Origin of the sequence: Algoriphagus sp. 4150, from assembly GCF_031457395.1 — a bacterium.
Taxonomy (GTDB): Bacteria; Bacteroidota; Bacteroidia; order Cytophagales; family Cyclobacteriaceae; genus Algoriphagus.
This window is the reverse complement of sequence record NZ_JAVDWS010000010.1, coordinates 14,879-36,885: the sequence shown is the minus strand read 5'-3', so window position 1 is coordinate 36,885 and position 22,007 is coordinate 14,879. Positions and strand designations below refer to the sequence as shown.

16 protein-coding genes and 1 tRNA gene are annotated in these 22,007 nt (G+C 41.3%); 10 read left to right on the top strand and 7 right to left on the bottom strand.

Going from position 1 to position 22,007, the window contains the following annotated elements; translation table 11 throughout:
• Positions 1-204: 204 nt before the first annotated feature.
• From J2X69_RS13710 to J2X69_RS13700, 3 genes are all read right to left on the bottom strand, one after another.
• Positions 205-426: a hypothetical protein gene (locus tag J2X69_RS13710; protein WP_310104178.1), complete on the bottom strand. Its 222-nt coding sequence runs from the start codon at positions 424-426 to the stop codon at positions 205-207.
• A gap of 97 nt (positions 427-523) precedes the next feature.
• The gene (locus J2X69_RS13705; RefSeq protein ID WP_310104177.1) at positions 524-1,231 is read right to left on the bottom strand and encodes a hypothetical protein; all 708 of its coding nucleotides are present in this window, start codon (positions 1,229-1,231) and stop codon (positions 524-526) included.
• Positions 1,232-1,646: 415 nt separating this feature from the next.
• A complete protein-coding gene (locus J2X69_RS13700; RefSeq protein ID WP_310104174.1) occupies positions 1,647-2,990 on the bottom strand; it encodes a Gfo/Idh/MocA family oxidoreductase in 1,344 nt (447 codons plus the stop codon).
• A gap of 470 nt (positions 2,991-3,460) precedes the next feature.
• Here J2X69_RS13700 and J2X69_RS13695 point away from each other — a divergent pair, with 470 nt between their 5' ends.
• From J2X69_RS13695 to J2X69_RS13655, 9 genes are all read left to right on the top strand, one after another.
• Positions 3,461-3,823: a VOC family protein gene (locus J2X69_RS13695; protein ID WP_310104172.1), complete on the top strand. Its 363-nt coding sequence runs from the start codon at positions 3,461-3,463 to the stop codon at positions 3,821-3,823.
• 350 nt (positions 3,824-4,173) lie between these two features.
• Positions 4,174-5,595, top strand: a complete 1,422-nt coding sequence (locus J2X69_RS13690) for an alanine/glycine:cation symporter family protein (RefSeq protein WP_310104170.1) — start codon at positions 4,174-4,176, stop codon at positions 5,593-5,595.
• Between the two features lie 1,273 nt (positions 5,596-6,868).
• Positions 6,869-7,633, top strand: coding sequence for a type I methionyl aminopeptidase (map, locus tag J2X69_RS13685; protein WP_310104168.1), 765 nt, complete (start codon positions 6,869-6,871; stop codon positions 7,631-7,633).
• A 142-nt stretch (positions 7,634-7,775) separates the two neighbouring features.
• Positions 7,776-8,903: an ATP-binding protein gene (locus J2X69_RS13680; RefSeq protein WP_310104166.1), complete on the top strand. Its 1,128-nt coding sequence runs from the start codon at positions 7,776-7,778 to the stop codon at positions 8,901-8,903.
• 308 nt (positions 8,904-9,211) lie between these two features.
• Positions 9,212-9,649, top strand: a complete 438-nt coding sequence (locus J2X69_RS13675; RefSeq protein ID WP_310104164.1) for a VOC family protein — start codon at positions 9,212-9,214, stop codon at positions 9,647-9,649.
• 655 nt (positions 9,650-10,304) lie between these two features.
• Positions 10,305-12,230 (top strand): BamA/TamA family outer membrane protein, encoded by a 1,926-nt coding sequence (locus J2X69_RS13670; protein ID WP_310104162.1) that lies wholly within the window; start codon positions 10,305-10,307, stop codon positions 12,228-12,230.
• A gap of 19 nt (positions 12,231-12,249) precedes the next feature.
• The gene (locus J2X69_RS13665; protein ID WP_310104161.1) at positions 12,250-13,377 is read left to right on the top strand and encodes a histidine kinase; all 1,128 of its coding nucleotides are present in this window, start codon (positions 12,250-12,252) and stop codon (positions 13,375-13,377) included.
• Positions 13,378-13,382: 5 nt separating this feature from the next.
• The gene (locus J2X69_RS13660) at positions 13,383-14,111 is read left to right on the top strand and encodes a LytTR family DNA-binding domain-containing protein (RefSeq protein ID WP_310104159.1); all 729 of its coding nucleotides are present in this window, start codon (positions 13,383-13,385) and stop codon (positions 14,109-14,111) included.
• Between the two features lie 158 nt (positions 14,112-14,269).
• Positions 14,270-15,109, top strand: a complete 840-nt coding sequence (locus J2X69_RS13655) for a hypothetical protein (protein ID WP_310104156.1) — start codon at positions 14,270-14,272, stop codon at positions 15,107-15,109.
• 174 nt (positions 15,110-15,283) lie between these two features.
• Here J2X69_RS13655 and J2X69_RS13650 read toward each other — a convergent pair whose 3' ends face one another.
• The 4 genes from J2X69_RS13650 to J2X69_RS13635 are packed head-to-tail and all read right to left on the bottom strand — an operon-like array spanning position 15,284 to position 21,572.
• Positions 15,284-18,457 (bottom strand): multidrug efflux RND transporter permease subunit, encoded by a 3,174-nt coding sequence (locus J2X69_RS13650; protein ID WP_310104154.1) that lies wholly within the window; start codon positions 18,455-18,457, stop codon positions 15,284-15,286.
• 33 nt (positions 18,458-18,490) lie between these two features.
• Positions 18,491-19,603 (bottom strand): efflux RND transporter periplasmic adaptor subunit, encoded by a 1,113-nt coding sequence (locus J2X69_RS13645; protein ID WP_310104151.1) that lies wholly within the window; start codon positions 19,601-19,603, stop codon positions 18,491-18,493.
• 27 nt (positions 19,604-19,630) lie between these two features.
• Entirely contained in the window at positions 19,631-20,950 is a 1,320-nt protein-coding gene (locus J2X69_RS13640) for a TolC family protein (RefSeq protein ID WP_310104146.1), read from the bottom strand.
• A gap of 43 nt (positions 20,951-20,993) precedes the next feature.
• On the bottom strand, positions 20,994-21,572 hold the full coding sequence (locus J2X69_RS13635; RefSeq protein WP_310104144.1) for a TetR/AcrR family transcriptional regulator: 579 nt from the start codon (positions 21,570-21,572) through the stop codon (positions 20,994-20,996).
• Positions 21,573-21,806: 234 nt separating this feature from the next.
• On the opposite strand from J2X69_RS13635, the gene J2X69_RS13630 reads away from it, so the two are divergent.
• Positions 21,807-21,888 (top strand) — tRNA-Leu (locus tag J2X69_RS13630).
• Positions 21,889-22,007 lie beyond the last annotated feature (119 nt).

Sequence of the window (22,007 nt, the reverse complement as noted above, 5' to 3'; positions counted from 1 at the left end):
TACAAACACCTGAAATTTTGTTGACTTTTGATTCAAATAAAGTACTAGCAAACCGGATTAGTTCCCTGAACCTAAACAAATATATCTTTCTGTGATGGGATCAGCAGGTTCTATTCCCATCATGCCTAAGCATCTCAAAAAAATACGAATCCTTAGTATTTAAGTGTCGATTGTCTTCCGGTATACTATAATCCTAACAGTAAACTATAATGTAGCTTCATCATCAAAGCTGCCTGAGTGTAATCTGATCCCACTCCTCAATATCAAATACCCTCCTGTGATTCCCAGAGCTAACCTTAACGCCAGATTTCGCTTCGTCAGAGCAAGAGATAACACATAAGTACCTGCTATAAGAGAGGTCACTCCCTCTGAAAAATGTGTGATCTTTCTCAAACCAAACATGATATTATGTTTCTCATCATTCATAGTCGTGTGTATTATATTTCAGAATTAAAGTCCTAACCTGTCCCCAATTAATGCATATCAATCCGGATAATTCTAAATCCTATTAATTAAATTCCCTTCAGCACGCAATCTCTGTAGTGGATACCTGCACATTGGGCAAGGGTTTTACGTTAGGACGTATTTCTATTTTCACTCCTTTAGCCTTAAAAAGGCTTCTCAATGTACGCTCATAGAATCCTGCGCCAGAACTCCATAAATCCTCTCCATCCATATCTACTTCTATATGTTCTATATTTTTCAGAAATGGAGAAGAAACCAACCTTGTAATCCATTCAAAATCAGATGATTGAATTTTACCAAGACTTACTTTTTTCCCCAAATGCTTCGCCCAAGTAGCTGCAAACACTACGTCTTCCGCAAAAATATTTTCACAGGTGTCTTCTGTTGTTCTACAGGCAGGATTTCTCCATAATTCGATCAAAGTAAAATGCTCCCCATGTTTGAGAATGAAATGCTCCACAATTTCAGGCAAAGTCAGTCTTCTGATAAGGGAACGATCGGGGTTTTGGGAAAAATTATCAAAACACAATTCTAAGTCAAAACTTTCCGCCAACGTGGGCACAAGCCAATCATACCATTTTTTACCTTTTTTGGTGCTAAAATCTCCACAGGCTATTCCTAATCGCAGGGAGTCTATGCTCTCTGATTTAAGTCTGTTGATTTCGAGTGTTACTTCTTTTCGATTTCTAACAGGGAACCATACGACACCTTCCGTCGGAGGCTCTACTTGAGTAGATGGTTTGGCTGAAGTTGAACTTAAATTCATAATAACAAAAATTTTAGGTTAAAGTTGAAGAATTGACCTATAGCGTGATTCTCTTCTCTCACATCCAACCAAAAAAACTACCAAAACGAAAAATACTCACTAGAGCCTACAAACGGCCTTTATTGATTTTCTCTCTAAAAAATCAGAGACTAATTTTACTCAATATGTGGAAATCAGGCATAGATTCAACTAGAACTTTGATAATTCTCCACTTGATCTTCCAGGCAAATCAGCACTGGATCCTCTCCTATAAACAGCCTGTCACTACATCTACTACGCAAACTTAATGGGAGCAGGGAGATCGTTATCAGATCGATCACTCCGCTCCCTGAATATGTTACCGACAGGACGAATCTCTCATTCTGCCAACTCTTAAAATATGGTTCTCAGTCAAGCTTTTACCCAGATTCAAAAGCTAAACCTGGTCCGGAACTTCAAAACCTGGTCTGTACTTACGTGTGAGCATCTCATCTGCCTCAGAATCGTTGACAAAAGTCTCTGATTTCGGATCAAACTCCAGAACCCTATCCAATCGATAAGCGATATTTCCTAAATGGGCGAGTCCGGAAGACAAATGCGCTGTCTCCACAGGTCCATTCAGGATAGACTTATCGTGCTTGCGGACTGCCTCAATAAAGTTGGCAAAGTGAACATCGGTACCTCCTGCTCCCCGATCCATGCCTGAAGCAGCCTCTCCTCCATCATCACCGGATTTTCCCGGCGTCCGGTCATTTCCCAAAAAGGACGCATACTTATCGTATCCATCAATTACTATATATCCCTTATCTCCATAGAAGATATTGCCTACAGAAGCTCCTCCTTCTGTGTTGGTATACCAAGGTCTTACTTCAAACTGGATAATTTTATTTTCCTCGGGATAGTTATAAATCGAAGTCAATACCTCTGGCACCTCTTTACTGTCATTCCAGAGATATTTGCCTCCCATGGAAGTGATTTTGGTAGGGAAACCTACATCCAGTCCCCACATACAGAGGTCTGTCTCGTGAATACCTTGATTGCCCACATCACCATTTCCGTAATCCCAATGCCAGTGCCAGTTGTAATGCACAAGATTATGGGTAAATGGACGCTTTGGTGCAGGACCGGTCCAAAGGTCATAGTCCAACCCATCCGGTACCGGTGACAATCCCTTATCTCCTATATCTCCCCGCATTCTAAAAACCAAGCCACGGGCCATATACACCCTTCCGATGTAGCCATCCCTCATCAGCTGCACAGCTTCCTGTACAGCAGGTGAGCTTCGCAGTTGTACTCCATGCTGGACAATTCTGTCATATTTATTTGCCGCTTCTATCATCTTACGGCCTTCATATATATTGTGGGAACCGGGCTTCTCTACATACACATCCTTGCCTGCCTGACAAGCCCAAATTGTCGCCAGTGCATGCCAGTGATTTGGAGTGGCAAGACTAATTACATCAATGTTCTTATCATCCATCACACGTCTGAGATCCTGCTCCAAGGCAACATCAAGATCATATTTTTCTTTGAAGGTTTTTTGGCCTTCCTTCAGCAGATTCATATCCGGATCGCACAGTGTAGTCACCTGAACGTCTTTTTGAGACATAAATCCCTGAATATGGCTTTTTCCTCTTCCATTTATGCCTAAGACAGCTGCATTGATTCTGTCATTTGCTCCGAAAGCCGATGCCGGAATAATGGTAGGAAGGACTAGGGCAGCCGAACCGGCTATAGCCGTTTTTTTAATGAATTCTCTTCTAGATGACTCTTTGCTCATTGTAAAGGGGTTTTAGGGTTTATGCTTTTCTTAAATTCCTTGTTTCACATCCGTAATCCAGTTTCCAAAAACCAAAAGTGAAGGATAAAAACCGATGGTAAACAACATGAAATAGAGTTCCTGAAAATGCAAATAATAATGGATTTAACCCTCCTGTTCCTCTAAAAATTGACTATTAAACCAACTATTCTTCCTTATTAACCGGAAAAAGCAATTGAAACTTCCAAGAACAAAGCACAACCTAAACTGTATACTGTTTTGCTACACCTTACTTCATACAGGCCTGAGTAATGCCAGCAGCAAACTTGAACCGGAAATATGATTACTTACCTTGTTATTAAAATCAAAACTTCTGCCCTTCCCAGACAAGGGGATCCCAGACTGGATTCATCACATGGTTTTTCCTGACTTTTTATGCATTTTTATTTCCTGAAATTCCTTGCAAATACACAAATAAAACCAAAGTAAGCATGCTTGAGATAGAGCGTTTAGACCATGTACTGATTACTATACCTCCCAATTCGCGGGATGAAGCCAGAAAGTTTTATACCGAAGTATTACTCCTCAAAGAAATTCCCGGAAATCATCCGAATGGAGCTATTTGGGTACAACTGGGAGACATTGAGCTACATATACGCGAAGAAGAAATTCATCAAGCTAATTCCGGCAGACATCCCGGACTAGTGGTGAAGGACTTGGATCAAGCCAAAGCTTTTCTTCAAAAAGCAACTATTGAACTCAGCTACTCCTCAGTAATCGAGGGACGTAGCCGCTGCTTCTTCAGAGATCCTTGGGGCAATAGATTTGAATTGATTGAATTCGACAGGAAATAACCGGCTCTTTAGCTTTTTTCTGTCTCTTGGTCATACTCCTGACTATTGCCGACAAATTCAGCTGTAAATCCTATCCTAGCACACTTTTATTTTTCACTTCTGCCGGTTTTGCACCGCTTGGCGGCACAGACTTATTGCTTATCCAATCGAAGACGCAAGTATTTGAATGATAATCACATCAAAAAGTACGCTTTTTTCGCTTTAACCTAATTTTCAAATGCAATCAATCAGGAATTAAGCCCATTTAAAACGATTCTTCTGCTTAAATCGCTGAATTTTTCCTTTCTTCGGGCTCATAATAAACCCGAATTACACTTATTTTCAAGATTTCTAAGTTTTAAAACCTAAATATGAAAGAAATAGTAGAAGCTATAAACGATATTGTGTGGAGTAACGCACTCATTTTTCTTTGTCTGGCAGCGGGAGTTTATTTCTCCTTTGCCACCAAATTTCTTCAGGTCACTTATCTGAAAGAAATGATTCAGCTCCTTTTCAAAGGGGAATCATCTGAAAAAGGAGTTTCCTCATTTCAGGCATTTGCAATTGCTATTTCAGGAAGGGTGGGTACAGGTAATATCGCCGGGGTTGCCACCGCGATCGCCATGGGAGGTCCCGGAGCTATCTTTTGGATGTGGGTGATTGCATTTCTCGGCGCGTCTTCGGCATTTGTAGAATCTACGCTAGGCCAGATATACAAGGAAGTAAACAACGGCCAATACAGAGGGGGGCCGGCTTACTACATAGAAAAAGGTATAGGAAAAAAGTGGTATGCCATGCTTTTCGCCTTTGCCACTATCATGGCTACCGCCTTATTTATGCCCGGTGTACAAAGCAATAGTATCGCTTTAAGTATGGCCAATGCGTTTGATATTCCCGTTATATATACCGCAACTTTTATCACCGCACTAATGGCGTTGATCATCCTGGGAGGTGTGAAAAGAATCAGTAAAGTAGCGGAAGTGGTTATTCCATTTATGGCTGGGGCTTATATCCTGATGGCTGTCATTATTATTTCCATAAACATCACAGAAGTACCGGCCGTTTTTGCCTTAATATTCAAATCTGCCTTCAATATGGAAGCTGCTTTCAGCGGAGTGTTCGGTATGGCTATCGCTTGGGGTGTCAAAAGAGGAATTTATTCCAACGAAGCGGGGCAAGGTACTGCTCCCCATGCAGCAGCCGCTGCTGAAGTAAGCCATCCTGTAAAGCAAGGGCTGGTTCAGTCTTTCTCTGTGTACGTAGACACACTTTTTGTCTGCACGGCTACAGCCTTGATGATTTTGTTTACCGGACAATTCAATGTGGTCAATCCGGAGGGAGGTTTCCTAATGGAAAATCTTCCCGGTGTAGCTTACGGCCCCGAATACACACAGTTTGCCATAGCCTCCCAGTTCCCATCATTGGGTGCCGGCTTTGTGGCTGTAGCGCTTCTGTTTTTTGCTTTTACCACTATCATGGCTTATTACTATATAGCAGAGACCAACCTCAGCTTCCTAACTCGCTTTAACCCCAATCGCTGGAGCTTGACCGCACTCAGAATCCTAATTTTGGGAGCCACCTTCTACGGATCTATCAAAACAGCTGAGCTGGCCTGGACTATGGGGGACATAGGTGTGGGATTGATGGCTTGGCTCAATATTATCGCAATCATCCTTCTCCGCAAGCCGGCTTTCAAAGCTTTGGCTGATTACAAAAAGCAAAAGAAAGAAGGCAAAGACCCGGTGTTTATTGCCAAAGATGCGGGGATCGACAATGCGGATTTCTGGAAGTAAGATTGGTTTAACCACAAACACGAAGATTCGCGAAGGATAAATCATTGCCCCCGTTCGTGCCTGCGCTCCGGTAGGCGGGTCATCAGGGACGGCTTTCTACAACCATTTTTCTGTGAGTAAGATTAATGGAGACGGGGAGCTTCATTTCTCTTCCTACCAAACTAGCTATGCTTTTCTATGCTTCTATGTGGTAAAACTTTTCTAACCACATAGAAGCATAGCACTCATAGTTTTTGCCAGAAATATAGATTCGCCCTCAAGTAGACCAGTCCGCTTTATAGCTTTTCAGTGATCATTACTCACCACAAAAGAAACAAAGTACATAAAGTGCTAAGACCAAAGCCCCACTGTCTTTCAGGCCACCTCATCGTAATAACCGCCGTTCGTGCCTGTGCTCCGGCAGGCGGGTCATCACGAATGGCCTTCTACAAGCATTTTTCTGTGAGTAAGATTATGGAGACAGGAAACTTAATTTCTCTTCCAGCCAAACTAGCTATGCTTTTCTATGATTCTATGTGGTAAAGCTTTTTTAACCACATAGAATCATAGAAATCAGCGTTTTGTCCGAGATATAGACTTGCCCTCAAGTAGACCAGTCCGCTTTATGACTTTTCAGTTATCATTTTTCACCACAAAAGAAACAAAGTACACAAAGTGCTAAGACCAAAGCCACACTGTCTTTCAGACCACATCATCGTAATAACCGCCGTTCGTGCCTGCGCTCCGGCAGGCTGGTCATCACGGACGGCCCTTCTACAACCATTTTTCTGTGAGTAAGATTATGGAGACGGGGAAATTAATTTCTCTTCCTACCAAACTAGCTATGCCTTTCTATGATTCTATGTGGTAAAGCTATTTTAACCACATAGAATCATAGCACTCATAGTTTTTCGAGAAATATAGATTCGCCCTCAAGTAGAGCAGTCCGCTTTATGACTTTTCAGTTATCATTTTTCACCACAAAAGAAACAAAGTACATAAAGTGTATCTATAGTAATAATCTCGTGTAATACGGATGATGAAGATGTCATAAGAACCGAAAATGGGGAAATTTGGCGTAGTGGCGGCTTATATTATTGTGCAGAACAAATACATCTTGATAATGGTGACACGTTAATCGTCAACATCAAGGATGTGATCACCTATGTGGGAGGAGATAGAGTTACTATTAAGTATAAAGAACTAGGTAGAAATGAAAACTGTTCGTATGGAATCAATTGCCGGGTTATTGAGCTTAACAAAATAGAATAAAGATTAGCTGAATCAAAAATATATGTCAATCACAAAAGAATCCGAACTAATCGGAATGAAAAAAATCAGCGAGATAGTAGGATCTACGCTCAAACTTATGACTGAATACGCTAAAGTGGGCATGTCCACCAAAGAGCTGGACGAATACGGAGGCGGCATTCTGAAAAGTTACGGCGCTAAATCTGCACCTTATGAAACCTATGGGTTTCCCGGTTATTCGTGCATAAGTGTAAATGAAGTAGCTGCTCATGGGATACCTTCTGAGAAAATACGATTAAAAGAAGGTGATTTAATCAATATTGATGTATCCGCTGAACTCAATGGTTTTTGGTCTGACAATGGAGGATCATTTGTGATCGGAAGGGATATTCATAATCATCAACCTCTGGTGGATGCTTCCAAGCACATTCTTCGCAAAGCCATCAATGCAATCAAGGGCGGAGTAAAAATTGCCGATATTGGACATTTGATAGAAACTGAGGCCAGAAAATCGGGTTATAAAGTAATTAAAAACCTGGCAGGACATGGAGTAGGAAGAAGCTTGCATGAAGAGCCTTCTGATATTTTAAATTATAGGGTAAAATCCAACCGGGAACGATTTAAGAAAAATACTACCGTAGCCATAGAAACTTTCATCTCGACCAATTCTACCATTGCCGTGGAGCAGCGTGATGGCTGGACTTTAGTGGGCAATAAGGGCGGATATGTCACCCAGCATGAGCAGACAATTCTGATCACAGACAGTACTCCCCTAATTCTTACAGAAGCTAATGGAATTTGGGATTAAATAGGTTATAAACTGATCTAATCGAGAATTTACATGTATATTTTCGGTTATAATCGAGAATATACATGTATATTTTCGGTTATAATCGAGAATATACATGTATATTTTCGGTTATAATCGAGAATATGCATATTTTTGATTCATGATTTCTCGACAGATTGAATTAGAATTACGAAAAAGAATTCATCAAGGAAAGCTTTTGGTGATAATTGGCCCTAGGCAGGTGGGAAAGACTACGCTTATGAAGCAAGTCTTAGATTTTCCGAATAACAAAGTATTGTGGTTGAATTGCGACAATCCAGATGACCGGTTGAGTCTTCATGGAGCAACAACTTCTGCTCTTCAGGCACTTATCGGAGCTTACAAATTGGTAGTTATTGATGAAGCTCAACGAGTTCCGAATATTGGGCTTACTCTGAAAATTATGGCAGACGAATTCCGGGAAGTTCAAGTTATTGCTTCAGGTTCATCAGCTTTAGATCTAGCCAATTCAATCAAAGAGCCGCTTACCGGTCGCAAACGAGAATTCCAACTTTACCCAATTTCTACGGAAGAACTCTGCTTACATACTTCTTCCCGGGAAGAGAAACGACTCCTAGAACAGCGTATGGTTTTCGGCTTTTATCCTGAAGTAATCAATCATCCAAGCGAGGCTCAAGAAGCACTTCAGGAAATCACAAACAGTTATCTCTACAAAGATATTTTGAGTCTGGCAGAAATCCGCATGCCTGCAATTTTACAAAAATTACTACTGGCCTTGGCACTACAGGTTGGTTCCGAAGTCACATTCAACGATCTGGGGAATACGGTAGGAATAGATAAGGAAACAGCAGAAAAGTATATTGACTTGTTGGAAAAAGCATTTGTGATTTTTCGGTTGAACTCATTTAGCAGGAATATGCGTCGGGAGCTCAAAAAAAGTCGGAAAATATACTTTTGGGACAATGGAGTAAGAAATGCCATCATCAATAATTTCAATTCTCTGGATCTAAGGACAGATAAAGGAGCACTCTGGGAGAATTTTCTCATCAGTGAGCGGATGAAATATCTAAGCTACAACCGGATTCATTCTAATGTTTATTTTTGGAGAACCACCACAGGGAAAGAACTGGACTGGCTGGAAGAGCGAGAAGGAAAGCTGTTTGCTTTTGAAGCAAAATGGAATCCCGGGCGTAGAGCTAAGCTACCACTGGGGTTTGAAGAAGCCTATCCTGAAACTGAGTTTCAAGTAGTCCACAGAGAGAATTATTTGGATATCCTGACTCAATAAAGACATGATTACTTAAACCCGCAACGGTAAATATCACTATGTATATCTGCTCTTCTACCAGTAAGGGAGCAAAGCGACATAAGATTTGGTAAACTTTAGCGATGAGGTGACATCGGACATCCGTTTCCCATCTTCCAGCCAATAAAGCAAGGAAAATATGGCTACTGGCATCATTGCGGATAATCATAAATTTAATCATCTACTCTGTCGCGTACGCCCTATTTTTTGACATATTTAACCCTTAACTTTTTGGTGACTAAGCAGTAGGTTTGGATACTGGAAATAATATCACCTAAAAAAAAGTAACTATGGCACTGATCAATCCCCACATCAATTTTAACGGGAATGCGGAAGAAGCATTCAATTTTTACAAATCTGTCTTTGGCGGAGAATTCGCAAACATTACGCGTTTCAAGGACCTCTCCATCCCTGAAAATCCGATAGCAGAACATGAGGCAAATAAGATCATGCATATTGCTTTGCCTATCGGAAAAAATGTTTTGATGGGCAACGATGTCCCCGAAAGAATGGGCCGGGTAAATGAAAATGAAAACAGGTCTAAAATAGCTGTCAGTGCAGAAAGCAAAGAAGAAGCTGATCGGATTTTTACCGGACTTACAGATGGCGGAAGTATAGAAGTCCCGATGAATGAAAGTCCTTGGGGTTCCTTTTTTGGGATGTTCAGAGACAAATACGGGATTGAATGGATGGTGGATTTCGATCCAAAGCACAAAGGAACAGTATAAGCCGGCACTAGCTCTTCGAGGTTTGCAATCCCGAAGGGCTATCCCGGGATTTCCAAATCCATACTACATGCTCCCGTTGGTGCATTTGGGTCAAAATCGTTGGCATATACTCGATGAAAAAATTCCGAATAGCCAAGTTAACCACACATCCAGCTTCTGGAGAAGCAGGATAACAATGCTTTGTGACATCTGCGGTTTAAAAAGATGCCCCCGATTCATTTTTTTATGTGTTTATAATTTGATTTTTAGCGGTCACATAGCCTGTCCCGATCCGCCTCGGCGGATCGGGAGAATCTCGCACAGCGAATAATCACCCCTCTCCCGAAGCAAGCCTGCCGGTAGGCAGGTTCAGGACAAGTTGTGTGATCCTGTAGGTACGGGATCATGATCGATTTCATACAGACAAAAAGGCAGTTGGTGTAATCTATTTGAAATCGTTAAGTTTTCATCACTCTTTTGTATTAAAAAAGAATTTATAGTAGGAATTAAAAACTATCAGACTAGCATCATGTTCATTACTGCACTCACCTCTTTGACTGCATCTAAGTCGGAAAAACCCAAATTTTCATTTAAGTACAGAAATGATGGCCGTCTATTGCCTTTCAATAGTTGCCTAACATGTTTACTCCTTTTCGTTTCAGTTTTCCAATCCCTAGTGGCTCAGGAAATTGGATTTCCCTGTGATTGGATCAACCCAGTTGGGCACGAAACAACTTCAGATGGACAACTTTTATTTAAGGACCACACCACGCAAACAATCCATGAATTTACTCCGGATAGTTCAGATCAGAAAGCAGTAGTGAGTAGAGATCAGAAAACCGTCGTGCGTTTCGGCCCCATTTCTAAGACAGAGATATACCGTTTAGATAAAAATTCATGTACTCTTATAACCTCCATTCCTGTCAAAACTGAATATGCTACCTTCAGCCATTCCGGAGATCAGCTGTTTTTATTGCATTCCAAGACCTGGCGGGACATATCCCTAACTTCTCACGAAACCAAAACCGGAACTCCTATTTCATCCAGAAAAGTTTCTTCACGAGCAAATGCTCTTACCCTGAATAGTAATGATTCACTGGTAGGTATTTCGTCAGGATCATTGATAAAGATTATGGGAGCAACTAATCTTAAGACAGCAAAAGTGTTTTGGGAAGAAAAGAGACAAATGCATGTGGAGTTTAATCCTGTAAAACCCATGCAAGTAGCCAGTGCCACGCCTGATGGAACTATCCAAATTAGAGACTTAGAACAACATGCCTTGTTGGCTGAAATAAAAGCTCATGGCAAGACTATCAACACGCTTCAGTTTGATCCAACCGGAGAATTCATTTTCATCCAAGATGAGAAAAATAACTTATCTGTTTGGGATATTTCAAATGAAAAAGAAGCCTTATATAGAAAAAATGTGGAAGGAAATCTTGTATTTGATGGATCCGAATCAATTCACTGGCGGGAAGGAACTGAACTTGTCACACAGAATCTATCAGAGTTAGCAAACAGTGTTCAATTAGACAGCGGCTATTCTTTCCTCTTTCCCTTAGAAAATAAGCTACCGGGATTTGTCTTTTTTCCACAACCTATTGTAGACTGGAGGCCAGAAACAGGAATTCAATTTGGCGCAAGTGCTTCTTTCTCCTTTTTCCCTAAGTCATTCAGACAATACCCACCGGCGATATTACCATCTTCTATAGTCCCGAAAATCACCTATGGACCGGATGGCAAGCAGCTATTCACATCTATAGAATCTGAAGTTTATTCCGCAAATGGTTGGAATTTCAACAATCGGATTGAATATAATAACAGAGCAAGAAACTACTATTTCGGTATTGGAAATCTCGCAAGTAGAGATATTAGAGAATCCTATTCCACCAATGTTTTTTCCTTTAAAGGCGATGCCATTAAACATTTGAGTAGGGTATGGAAAGTGGGACTTGGCTACACTATCCGGCATGATAGCCCGGCAGAATTCGAAGAAAACAAAACAATTTCAGCAAAAGGCGTATCAGGCGGCTGGCTAATAGGCGGAGGGCCTGTGGTACAGATTGATTTTAGGGATGATTTCATTTTCCCTACCAAAGGGAGCTTTTTGGATACCAGGTTTTATCTCTATCGTACTACTTTTGGAAGTGATTTTCAATATAAAGAAGCATTGTTCGACTATAGAAAATATGTACCAATTCGAGTTGGTAAGATCCCCAAAGTATTGGCTTTCCAGGCTTTTAGCCATCTTACATTTGGACGGGATGTCCCCTTCTATCAACTTCCCCACATTACCTCTGACAAGTTGCTGCGAGGAGTATTTCGAAACCTGTACATAGATAGACAATCGGCTTATATTCAAAGTGAATTCAGGTCATATTTCTCGCCAAGCGATACACGATTTGGCTATGTGCTTTTTATTGGGGCAGGAGATGTGGCCGATAGCTTTCTGAAAGACTGGCAACCTGACATTAAACTTGTTTACGGTGCAGGTTATCGTCAGCAATTGGTACCCAAACTGCGTCTGGACTTTCGAATAGATTTTGCCATCAGCAATGAGGGCGACTTGGGGATATCCGGTGGAGCGGGTGTGACGTTTTAACTAGAGGTGATTGGAAAAAATGGAATTGATAAGTACAATGCAGAATTCCAGGAAGCATAAATGGCTTAAATACATCCTAAATCCAACATTGATTTTGGCGGCAACCCGAAAATGGTTGTATAGAGATGGTAAAAAGGTCGCACTGATCATGATGATCTATACACCGATCTATCTTTTGCTGATGCTCTTGACTTATAGGCAAGGGCAAGAAAGTATGGTAAGTATCTATGGAACACCCGACCTATGGTTGATACTGGCAATCCATGGCATCCTGGAAGTAACGTTGATTTACTATATCCTAATTTTTCATGTTGCCTTACCTCTTCTTAAATCCAGAAACTTTAAAAAGTTCCTATTTCAAATCTGCATTTTTTTCATGGTGCTATTTGTCTATGAGTATTTTCTGAATTTCCATGTAGGTTCGCCGGCAGTTAAATACGGGATGACATTTGAAGATTTTTTGATTTGGCACGTTTTAGTCAATATTGCGATACTGTTTATTGGTTTTTCCGTAGCCATTTTGATAGAATGGAATGCCAAGGGCAAACTGGAAAAAGAACTTGAAAAGCAGAAGAATGAAGCGGAGCTATCAGCAATAAAGCATCAGATCAACCCCCATTTTTTGTTCAACTCCCTAAGTTTTATTTACAGTAAAGCGATTTTAAACAACGATGAGGTAGCCCAAGCCGTCCTACTCTTATCGGATATTATGAGATATGCTTTGAATCGTGATGAGGACAAATACGGAAAAGTCGATGTAATGCAGGAAATAATCCATGTGAAAAATGTAATCCAAATCAACCAGATGCGGTTTGACAATCAACTCAATATCCGATACCTTGAAAAAATAAACAACGCAAATGCCCGGATTCCACCATTGGTACTGATCACACTTGTCGAAAATGGGTTTAAACATGGTGAAATGAATGATCCAAACCACCCGTTAACGATCCAAATAGAAATAGATTCAATAAAATTGCATTGGTACATGTGCAATAGAAAAAAAAGAGGCGCAAAAGAACTATCACATGGAATAGGGCTTAATAATGTCCGTAAGCGACTTGAATTGGTATATGGCATTAGACATCAGTTTCAAATCAAAGAAGACGAAAATTTCTATATTACTGATCTAACAATTGACTTGTAGATACCATGATAACCTGTATAATCATCGATGATGAACAGCATGCTATAGACTTGCTCAAACTTCATATCAATCAAGTACCTTTCCTTGTGTTGAAAGGAGCTTTCACAAATCCGGTAACGGCATTGGAATTTCTCCATGAAGAACAAGTAGACCTTATATTTCTGGATGTGCAATTACCGGGGATGAATGGCATCGAGTTTTTGGAAACCATCCAAAATAGAAATAAGGTAATATTGACAACGGCATATAACAGTTATGCTATTGAAGGCTTTGACCACGCTGTCGTGGACTACCTGCTCAAGCCCATTGCTTTTCCACGTTTTATGCGGGCTGCACAACGGGCCCTGTCATTTTTCAAGCCGGTTTCTGAACAGGTAGAAGATGATTATATATTGGTAAAGACTGAATCTAAAAGCAAATTGGTAAAAATCAACTTTAAAGATATTCTGTATGTGGAAGGACTTAAAAACTATGTGCGTTTTCATACAATTGACGGAACACCTATAGTCGCACTACTTAATTTAAAGGACTTGGAGATTCGTCTTTCCAAAAATAGTTTTGCCCGTATCCATAAATCTTTTATTGTATCAATCAGTGCCATAGAGCAAATTAATGGAAACCAAGTGAGGTTGAAAGGCAGTGCCAATCTAATTCCTATAGGGAGTTCCTATAGGGAGATTTTTATGTCCGCTTTAGAAAAAAAACTGCTTACCAATAAAAATTCAATTGACTAGTTTGAGTGGAGATTCCGACGAACTGAAGTTTACGGAAAATATATTCTACGCATAGCTAATTGACCTGCACGAAATCCTTAATTTAGGATCAGTAAAGTCCAGAGAACTGGAGACAACAGCTATTAAGTGTAAGTAAATAATTTGGTGTTCATTGATAAATGAAGAAAATTTTCACCCTAAGCATTCTACTCATTACAAGTCAGCTTCTGTTTGCTCAGGAACTCCCAGTTTTTCTCAAAGAAAGAATTGACTTTTGTAATTCGAATTTCACAGAGGATAAAGCAATTCAACTTCGAAAAGAGCTAAACGAACTTGAAAATTATTTTGTGAGAAAAGGTCTTTTAGCTGATAAATCCGGGATCAGTTACTACGCCGTATATGAGAGAATAGCCAAAGAAAATGACCTTAATTTTGAAATTGACACAACTTTCGAGTTGTTAGAAACTCTTGAATTTCAAGAATATACAACTTGCTTTTATAAAGTTCTAACTTCTGAGCAACTATCCCAATTGAATTCTAAACATTTAGAAGCTGCGGAGAAGATAGCAGAAGATAATGATAGTAATATTACTCCGGGAATAGTCGCTCAAAAAATCATTAACAATCTCGATGCAAGTGATTTTGATCTAGAGTTTTACAAAGTGTCATCACTTTTGGCTTTTTACCGTATTGCATCTCCAATGACATCATTGAACTTTGGGTTACCGGAATTTGGTAAAACTACTGCTTCAAATATTCAAACAATTAAAGTAGAGCTAGATAAGGATAGTAAACTCAAAATTGACAATAACACGTTGACTATGGATGAAGCAAGGCAACGAATTCATGAATTCTTATTAATAGAACCGAATTTAAAAGGAATCGAATTAACCACATTTAGAAACACACCTTATAAATCTTATTTGGAAGTTATTGAAATGTTTAACTCTGTTTATTCTGACTTAAATAAAAACATGGGTAATGTGTCGAAGAATATTATAATCAATGACCCTAAATAAAAAAACATAATAAGTAACCAAGTTAAGCCCCACCTATCCGGCTTCTGGAGAAGCAGGATAACTCTAGTGACCTCTGCGTAATCCTCCGTGGGCTCAGAGTGGTTAAAAAAATGCCCCCATCAAGCTTATCGCTTTCAGGGGGCATTTCAATTATAACTAACTTTTATACCTTACTTAATGATTTTCGTGCTTAGTTGGATCATAGTTGGCTTCCAATTCTGCCAAGCCTTTTTTACCGTACGCTATCTTGGTAATCACCACATACAGCACGGGCACAAAGAAGATCGCCAAGAAGGTAGCTGCCAGCATCCCTCCGATCACCGTAAATCCGATCGTCTGTCTTGCCACAGCGCCTGCACCATTGGATATAGCCAAAGGAACCACACCAAGGATAAAAGCCAGGGATGTCATGATAATCGGACGAAGCCTCAACCTCACCGCTTCCAGCGTAGCCTGAATCAATGGCATACCTACATCCACCCGCTCTTTGGCAAATTCCACGATCAAAATGGCATTCTTGGCAGCCAAACCAATCAGCGTAATCAAACCAATCTGGGCGTAGATGTTATTATCCAATTTCGGAAGGAAGTGAAGTGCGATGATCGCTCCAAATGCTCCCAACGGCAAGGCCAGCAAGACGGAGAATGGCACAGACCAACTTTCATACAAAGCTGCCAAAAGCAGGGATACCAGCACAATAGCAAGCGTAAAGATCAAAATAGTAGCATTGCCGGAAGAAAGCTCTTCCCTACTCAAGCCGGAGAAATCATATCCATACCCTGCAGGTAAAACTTCCGCCGCCACTTCCTCCAAAGCCGCAAGTGCCTGCCCACTACTAAATCCGGGAGCCGCATTCCCATTTATTTCGGCAGATCGGAATAGGTTATAGTGAGAAATCACAGGAGCATTTTCTACCACATCATATTTTATCAATGCACTTAAGGGAACGGATTCTCCCCCATTACTCTTCACATAATATTGTTCCAAATTATTGATTCCAGCCCGATAGGCTGTATCCGCTTGCGTCACCACGCGGAAATTCCTACCGTATCTGGTGAAGTCATTGATATAGGAGCTCCCCATGTAATTGGACATGGTAGTAAAGATCTCGGTCAGAGGAACACCTAATTTCTTGGCTTTTTCTCTGTCCACAGTCACATGATATCCGGGAGTTTTGGCGGTAAAGAAACTGTATGCCATTGCGATTTCAGGGCGTTGGTTTGCTGCGGCAAGGAATTGTCCCATCGTCTGCTCAAACTCCTTGATATCGCCTGTAGCCGACCGTTGCTCCAGCATAAAACTGAACCCACCGGTACTACCCAAACCCGGAATCGCCGGGGGCGGTACCACCACGATGTTTCCTTCTGAGATAGCCGAAAATTTTTGATTTAAAGTACCCAAAAGGCCATTTAACTGAAGCGCAGGATCCTTTCTCTGATCCCATGGATCCATCTGTACAAAGAACGTTGCTGCGTTTGGCTTAAACGAGAAGTTGATCACATTCAATCCACCGATACCTGTGACGTGATTAATGCCTTCAGTTTCTTCCAAAATCCTATTCATTTTCTGCATCACCTCCTGAGTTCTGTTACTTGCAGATCCTTCAGGCAATTGCAATGTCACAAATAGTCTTCCCTCATCCTCTGTAGGCAAGAATCCTGTAGGTTTGGTCTGGAACAAACCGAAAGTACCTGCGAAAATGCAAATGAGCAAAATCAATACAAGTGGTGCTCTTTTGATACTATTTCTCACACCATTGGTATAGCTGCTTGTAGTCCGTTCAAACCACAAATTAAACTTATAGAAAAACTTATTCAGGCCTTTTCCCTTCTCATTTACTTCAGAAGGTTTCAGAAGCAGCGTACACAGTGCAGGAGTCAAACTCAAAGCCACAAATGCAGAAATCAATACTGAGATCGCAATTGTGATCGCAAACTGCTGATACATTCTACCTACAATACCCGGAATAAATCCTACCGGAATAAACACGGCTGCCAAAATCAATGCAATCGCAATTACCGGCGCAGTGATGTCTTTCATCGCCAAGCGTGTGGCTTCTTTTGCAGATATCTTCCTAGAGTCTATGTAATGCTGCACAGCCTCCACTACCACAATAGCATCATCCACCACAATACCAATCGCCAACACAAATCCGAAGAGTGTCAGTGTATTGATCGTAAAACCCAGTAAGGGGAAGAATATAAAGGTACCGATGATGGAAACAGGAATCGCAAGAACAGGAACCAATGTAGCTCTCCAACTCTGCAAGAATAGGAATACTACCAGAATTACCAGAATCAACGCCTCCACGAAGGTGTGCATCACTTCGTTGATCGAAACTTCTACCACAGATACTGATTCAAATGGAACCGTATACTTCATGTCTGTAGGGAAGCTCTTCTGTAGTTCATCCAACGCTGCATAAACACCTTCGGCTGTTTCCAGCGCATTACTTCCCGGGGCTTGGTAAACCAGCAAAATCGCTGCTTCTTCCCCATCAAGTGTAGAATATCTACCATAGTCAAACTGACCCAATTCTATTCTGGCTACATCTTTTAGATATACTAAAGAACCATCTTCAGGATTTGTCCTCAATACGATGTCATCAAACTCCTCCGCTCTTTCCAATCGGCCGTTCACGGTAATAGGATATTCGAATGCCTGCGTATCATATTGAGGCATACTTCCCACCGTCCCCGCTGCTACCTGCAAGTTTTGCTCCTGAATGGCAGCTGTTACTTCCCGTGCTGAAATACCGTATTGGGCCAGTTTATCAGGCTTGAGCCAAACCCTCATACTGAAGTCCTGACCAATTGCCGTGATATCACCTACACCTTTTACCCGAAGCAGTGCATCCTTGATGAAAATATTAGTGTAGTTGGACAGGAATTTTCCGTCATGAGACCCTTCAGGAGAAGTGATACTCAGCACCATCATAATGGATGGATTTCTCTTTCTCACAGTTACTCCCAGTCGGCGGACAGCCTCCGGAAGAGAAGGTTCGGCAATGGATACCCTGTTTTGCACATCCAAAGTAGCTATATCTATGTCCGTCCCTACCTCAAAAGTGACGTTCATCTGCATTTGCCCTGTACTGGTGTTATTCGAAGAAATATAAGCCATCCCCGGAGTACCGTTCACTTGGGTCTCTATCGGTGTGGCTACCGTCTGCTCTACCGTCTGTGCATCCGCACCCGTGTAATTGGCAGATACCGAAACCACGGGAGGCGTGATGTCAGGATACTGGGTAACGGGGAGATTTAGAATCGCCAAAACTCCGACCAGCACGATGACGATCGAGATCACCATTGCCGTCACTGGCCGTTTTATAAATACGTCTGATATCATTATTAATTAATCAAGTCTTATTGAAAAAACGATTTATTGGGCAGCAGTCTGCTCAGTAATCTGAGCACCTTCACGCAACTTCTGGATACCGCTCACTACGATTTTGGCACCTTCCTGCACTCCACTTCTCACCACGATGCCCTCGCCTATCTGTGTGCCTAGAATCACATTTTGCTGCTTCACTGTATTATCTTCCTGCACCACGTATACAAAATATTCCCCCATCTGCTCAGTCACAGCACGGTATGGAATCACCAATTGCTCTCCAATATCCTCATTGAGTACCTGAAGATTTACAGTCATTCCTGCAATCAGGTCACGCTCAGGATTGGGAAATTGAACACGTAGATTGATAGTGCCCGATTGTCTTCCCACAGCTCTGTCTATAGTGGTGAATTTCCCGTTGTATGGATATACACTACCATCACTGAATTTTATCCTAAACAGTGAATCAGGCTTCTCTTCCGACTTTAGAATCTTATTGAATCTTGTTATCTCCCGCTCATTGATTACAAAATTCAAGGCCATTGGATCGTTTGAAGAGAGGGTATTCAACAAAGGCTGACCGGGGGAAACTTGTGTCCCAAGTCTCACCTGAGAGATACCCACAGTACCGTCAAAGGGAGCTACCAGTACCGAATAATTATAATCCGTGCTAGCTGATTCGTACTGAGCCTTTGCTGAGCTTACCTGGGCTTTGGCATTCAATACTTCCGTCTGGGCATGATCCAAGGTCTGCTTTGCTATAGCATCCTCGGCATCCAATCTCTTATAGCGCTCATAATCCTTTTCCATTCTCGCCAGATTTGCCTCTGCACTTTGTACCAAAGCATCAGCCTGCTGTACAGTAGCGGCATATTTGCTACGGTCAATCTCGTAAAGCTTCTGGCCCTTCTTCACTTCCTGACCATCCTGTATATAGATATTGGTAATATACCCGCCTATTTGCGGACGGATTTCCACCTCATTCAAGGGCACAAGGGTTGCTGGATATTGGTCAAGGCCTGTCACGGATTTTTTCACCAAAGTATAAGTAGTGACTGCGGTGGCTGCCGGAGCTTGTTGTCCGGCCTGCTGCTTTTGTCCGCAAGAAAAACCCGCTAGAATCAAGGCTGAAAAAGCCACTAGTTTGTATGATAAGTTCATCTGATATAAAATTTAATGCTGTTCTTATTAATTGATAGTACCTAATGCTTTTTCCAGATCAAGTTTGTCTTCCAAGACTTGGTAGAAAGCATTGATATGGTTAATCTGGGCTGTTTGAAGATCTGTCTCAGCTACCACCAATTCCACATAGGCTTTGATCCCTTCATCATATTGCATCTTGATGATATTGTAAACTTCCTCAGCCATTTCCATATTCTCTCTGATCATCTGCCATTGGTAGATACTGCTGTTGTAATCTGCCAGAGCGGTGGAGTATTCCGTCTTTATCTGATTCCCCAGATTTTCAATTTCCACGTTCCCACGCTCTACCTGAAGTTCGGCGGCTTTCACTTTATGAACCCGTTTTCCTCCCTGGAAAATCGGAATAGCCAGATTCAATCCCACTGCTGAAATAGGATAGGATGTATTGTATAAGTCCGAGAAATTCGGGCTGAAATAATTCCAATTGTATCTGTAATAGGCAGACAACTGAGGAAGGTAATTCCATTTTTCATACCCGGTCTGGATTTCATTGAGCGTTTGCTGGGTTTTCAAAAGTTGGTATTCTATGCGGTTCTCAAGGATTAGCGGATCTGCTGCATCCCCGGCGATATTTCCCACGGCTCCTTCCACATCAAACTCAATCCTAAAATCCAGACTATCAGGATAGCCCATCAATTGCTTCAGGTAGTCATATTTGGCATCGAAAGAGTTAGCCACTCTATTTCGGTCACTCTTCACATTGGTCAGGGCAATCGACGCACGCTGGTAATCTGTCTTGTCTACCAATCCCGCATCAAAGCGGCTGTAAGCATCTTTGTATTGCTTCTCCAGACGATCCAGATTTTGATCAAGGATTTTCAGTTGCTCTTCGGATAATAGAATAGAGTAAAAAGCTTTACTCACATCCACCACGGTATTGATCCGCGCATCCTCTATCACTTGCTCAAGTTGCTGACGGTAGTACTTAGAGGATTTCGAAGCGAAAAGCTGGTCCCGATTGAATAAGGTCTGGTCCGCCTGAAGCAAAACATTTGAATTGTAAGGCTGGCCAAAAGTGATCAGTTGATCACCAATGATCTGCTGCTGAAGCTTGATATTATAGGCTCCTGCCGCAGAGGCAGTAATCTGAGGATACCAGTCGGCCAAATTTGATTTGATATTGCGGTCTCCTATCTCCCTGTCTAGCTGTGCCTGTCGGATGATCGGACTCCGCTCCAGAGCAAATTCCACCACCTGCTCCAAGGTCAACACACCTTGGGGCACAGTACTTTCTTCCTGACTGTAGGCAGCTTTTGACAAGAGTATAATACTCAGGCTCACCAACAGTAAACGTTTTTTGAACATCTGTGTAATAATTAATTGGTTTAGTTTGAAAAAGGTGTTTGGGTTATGCGCTCTTGATCCCATCCCAGATCAGCTGGGAGATCTCTTCTAGATTCACATTATTTCTGGCTAGTTTGTTTTTAAAATTCATTTTGACTCTCACGATAGATTTTATGTTGCTATTGACCAAAATGGATAATACTACGGGATTGATGTCACGGATAGCTCCTTCGTCCATGCCTGACTGAAAAAAACCGTATGCCCATTCATGCCAAACATTAGGTTTATTTTGAGTCTCCTCAGAATTGAATGGAGAATTCAGAAACTGATCATAGAACCCATGAAATGAAGGGTTTAACTCATAAAAATCGGTTAAATTTTTCCAATAATTATTAAATCGATCTTTAAATACCAGCGTAGTATCGTCCCGCTCTGAGACATATTTCTTGATTTCCCCGGCTACATACTCGTAAATCCCAAAGATCAATGCCTCCTTATTTTCAAAATAAGTATAAATGGTACCGGCTGCAACGCCGGCATTCTTTGCCACTTGACTTACAGGGCTTGCATGAAAGCCATGCTCCTGAATCAAATCAAGCGCACTTAGGATGATACACTTCTTTTTATCTATCAAATTATCCATGGATTTATAGGATGAATGAACGTTCAATCACAAAGCCCTCCCCAAAGTTCCTGCAATCGAAAAAATAAATCAGAAATTTTAAGGATGGCATTTATCGTTTACAAGAATTAAAAATAAATCAGTTGAAAATGAATAAGTTCTATACGATCAAAGCAGTTTCCGGCATTTTACACAGGGATTTAATATTATTTTAACCCAATAATTGGTAACATTGCATCCCAATTGAAAACAGCTGCGGATGTGGCGAAATTGGTAGACGCACTAGACTTAGGATCTAGCGCCGCAAGGCATGGGGGTTCGAGTCCCTCTATCCGCACTAAAACCTCTCAGAATAATCTGGGAGGTTTTTTATTTTTATTAACTGGGTCAGATCCTAGGATAATTTTTTCTATAATCCCTATTTTGCAATTTGTCCGTACCCTATTAACCTTATTC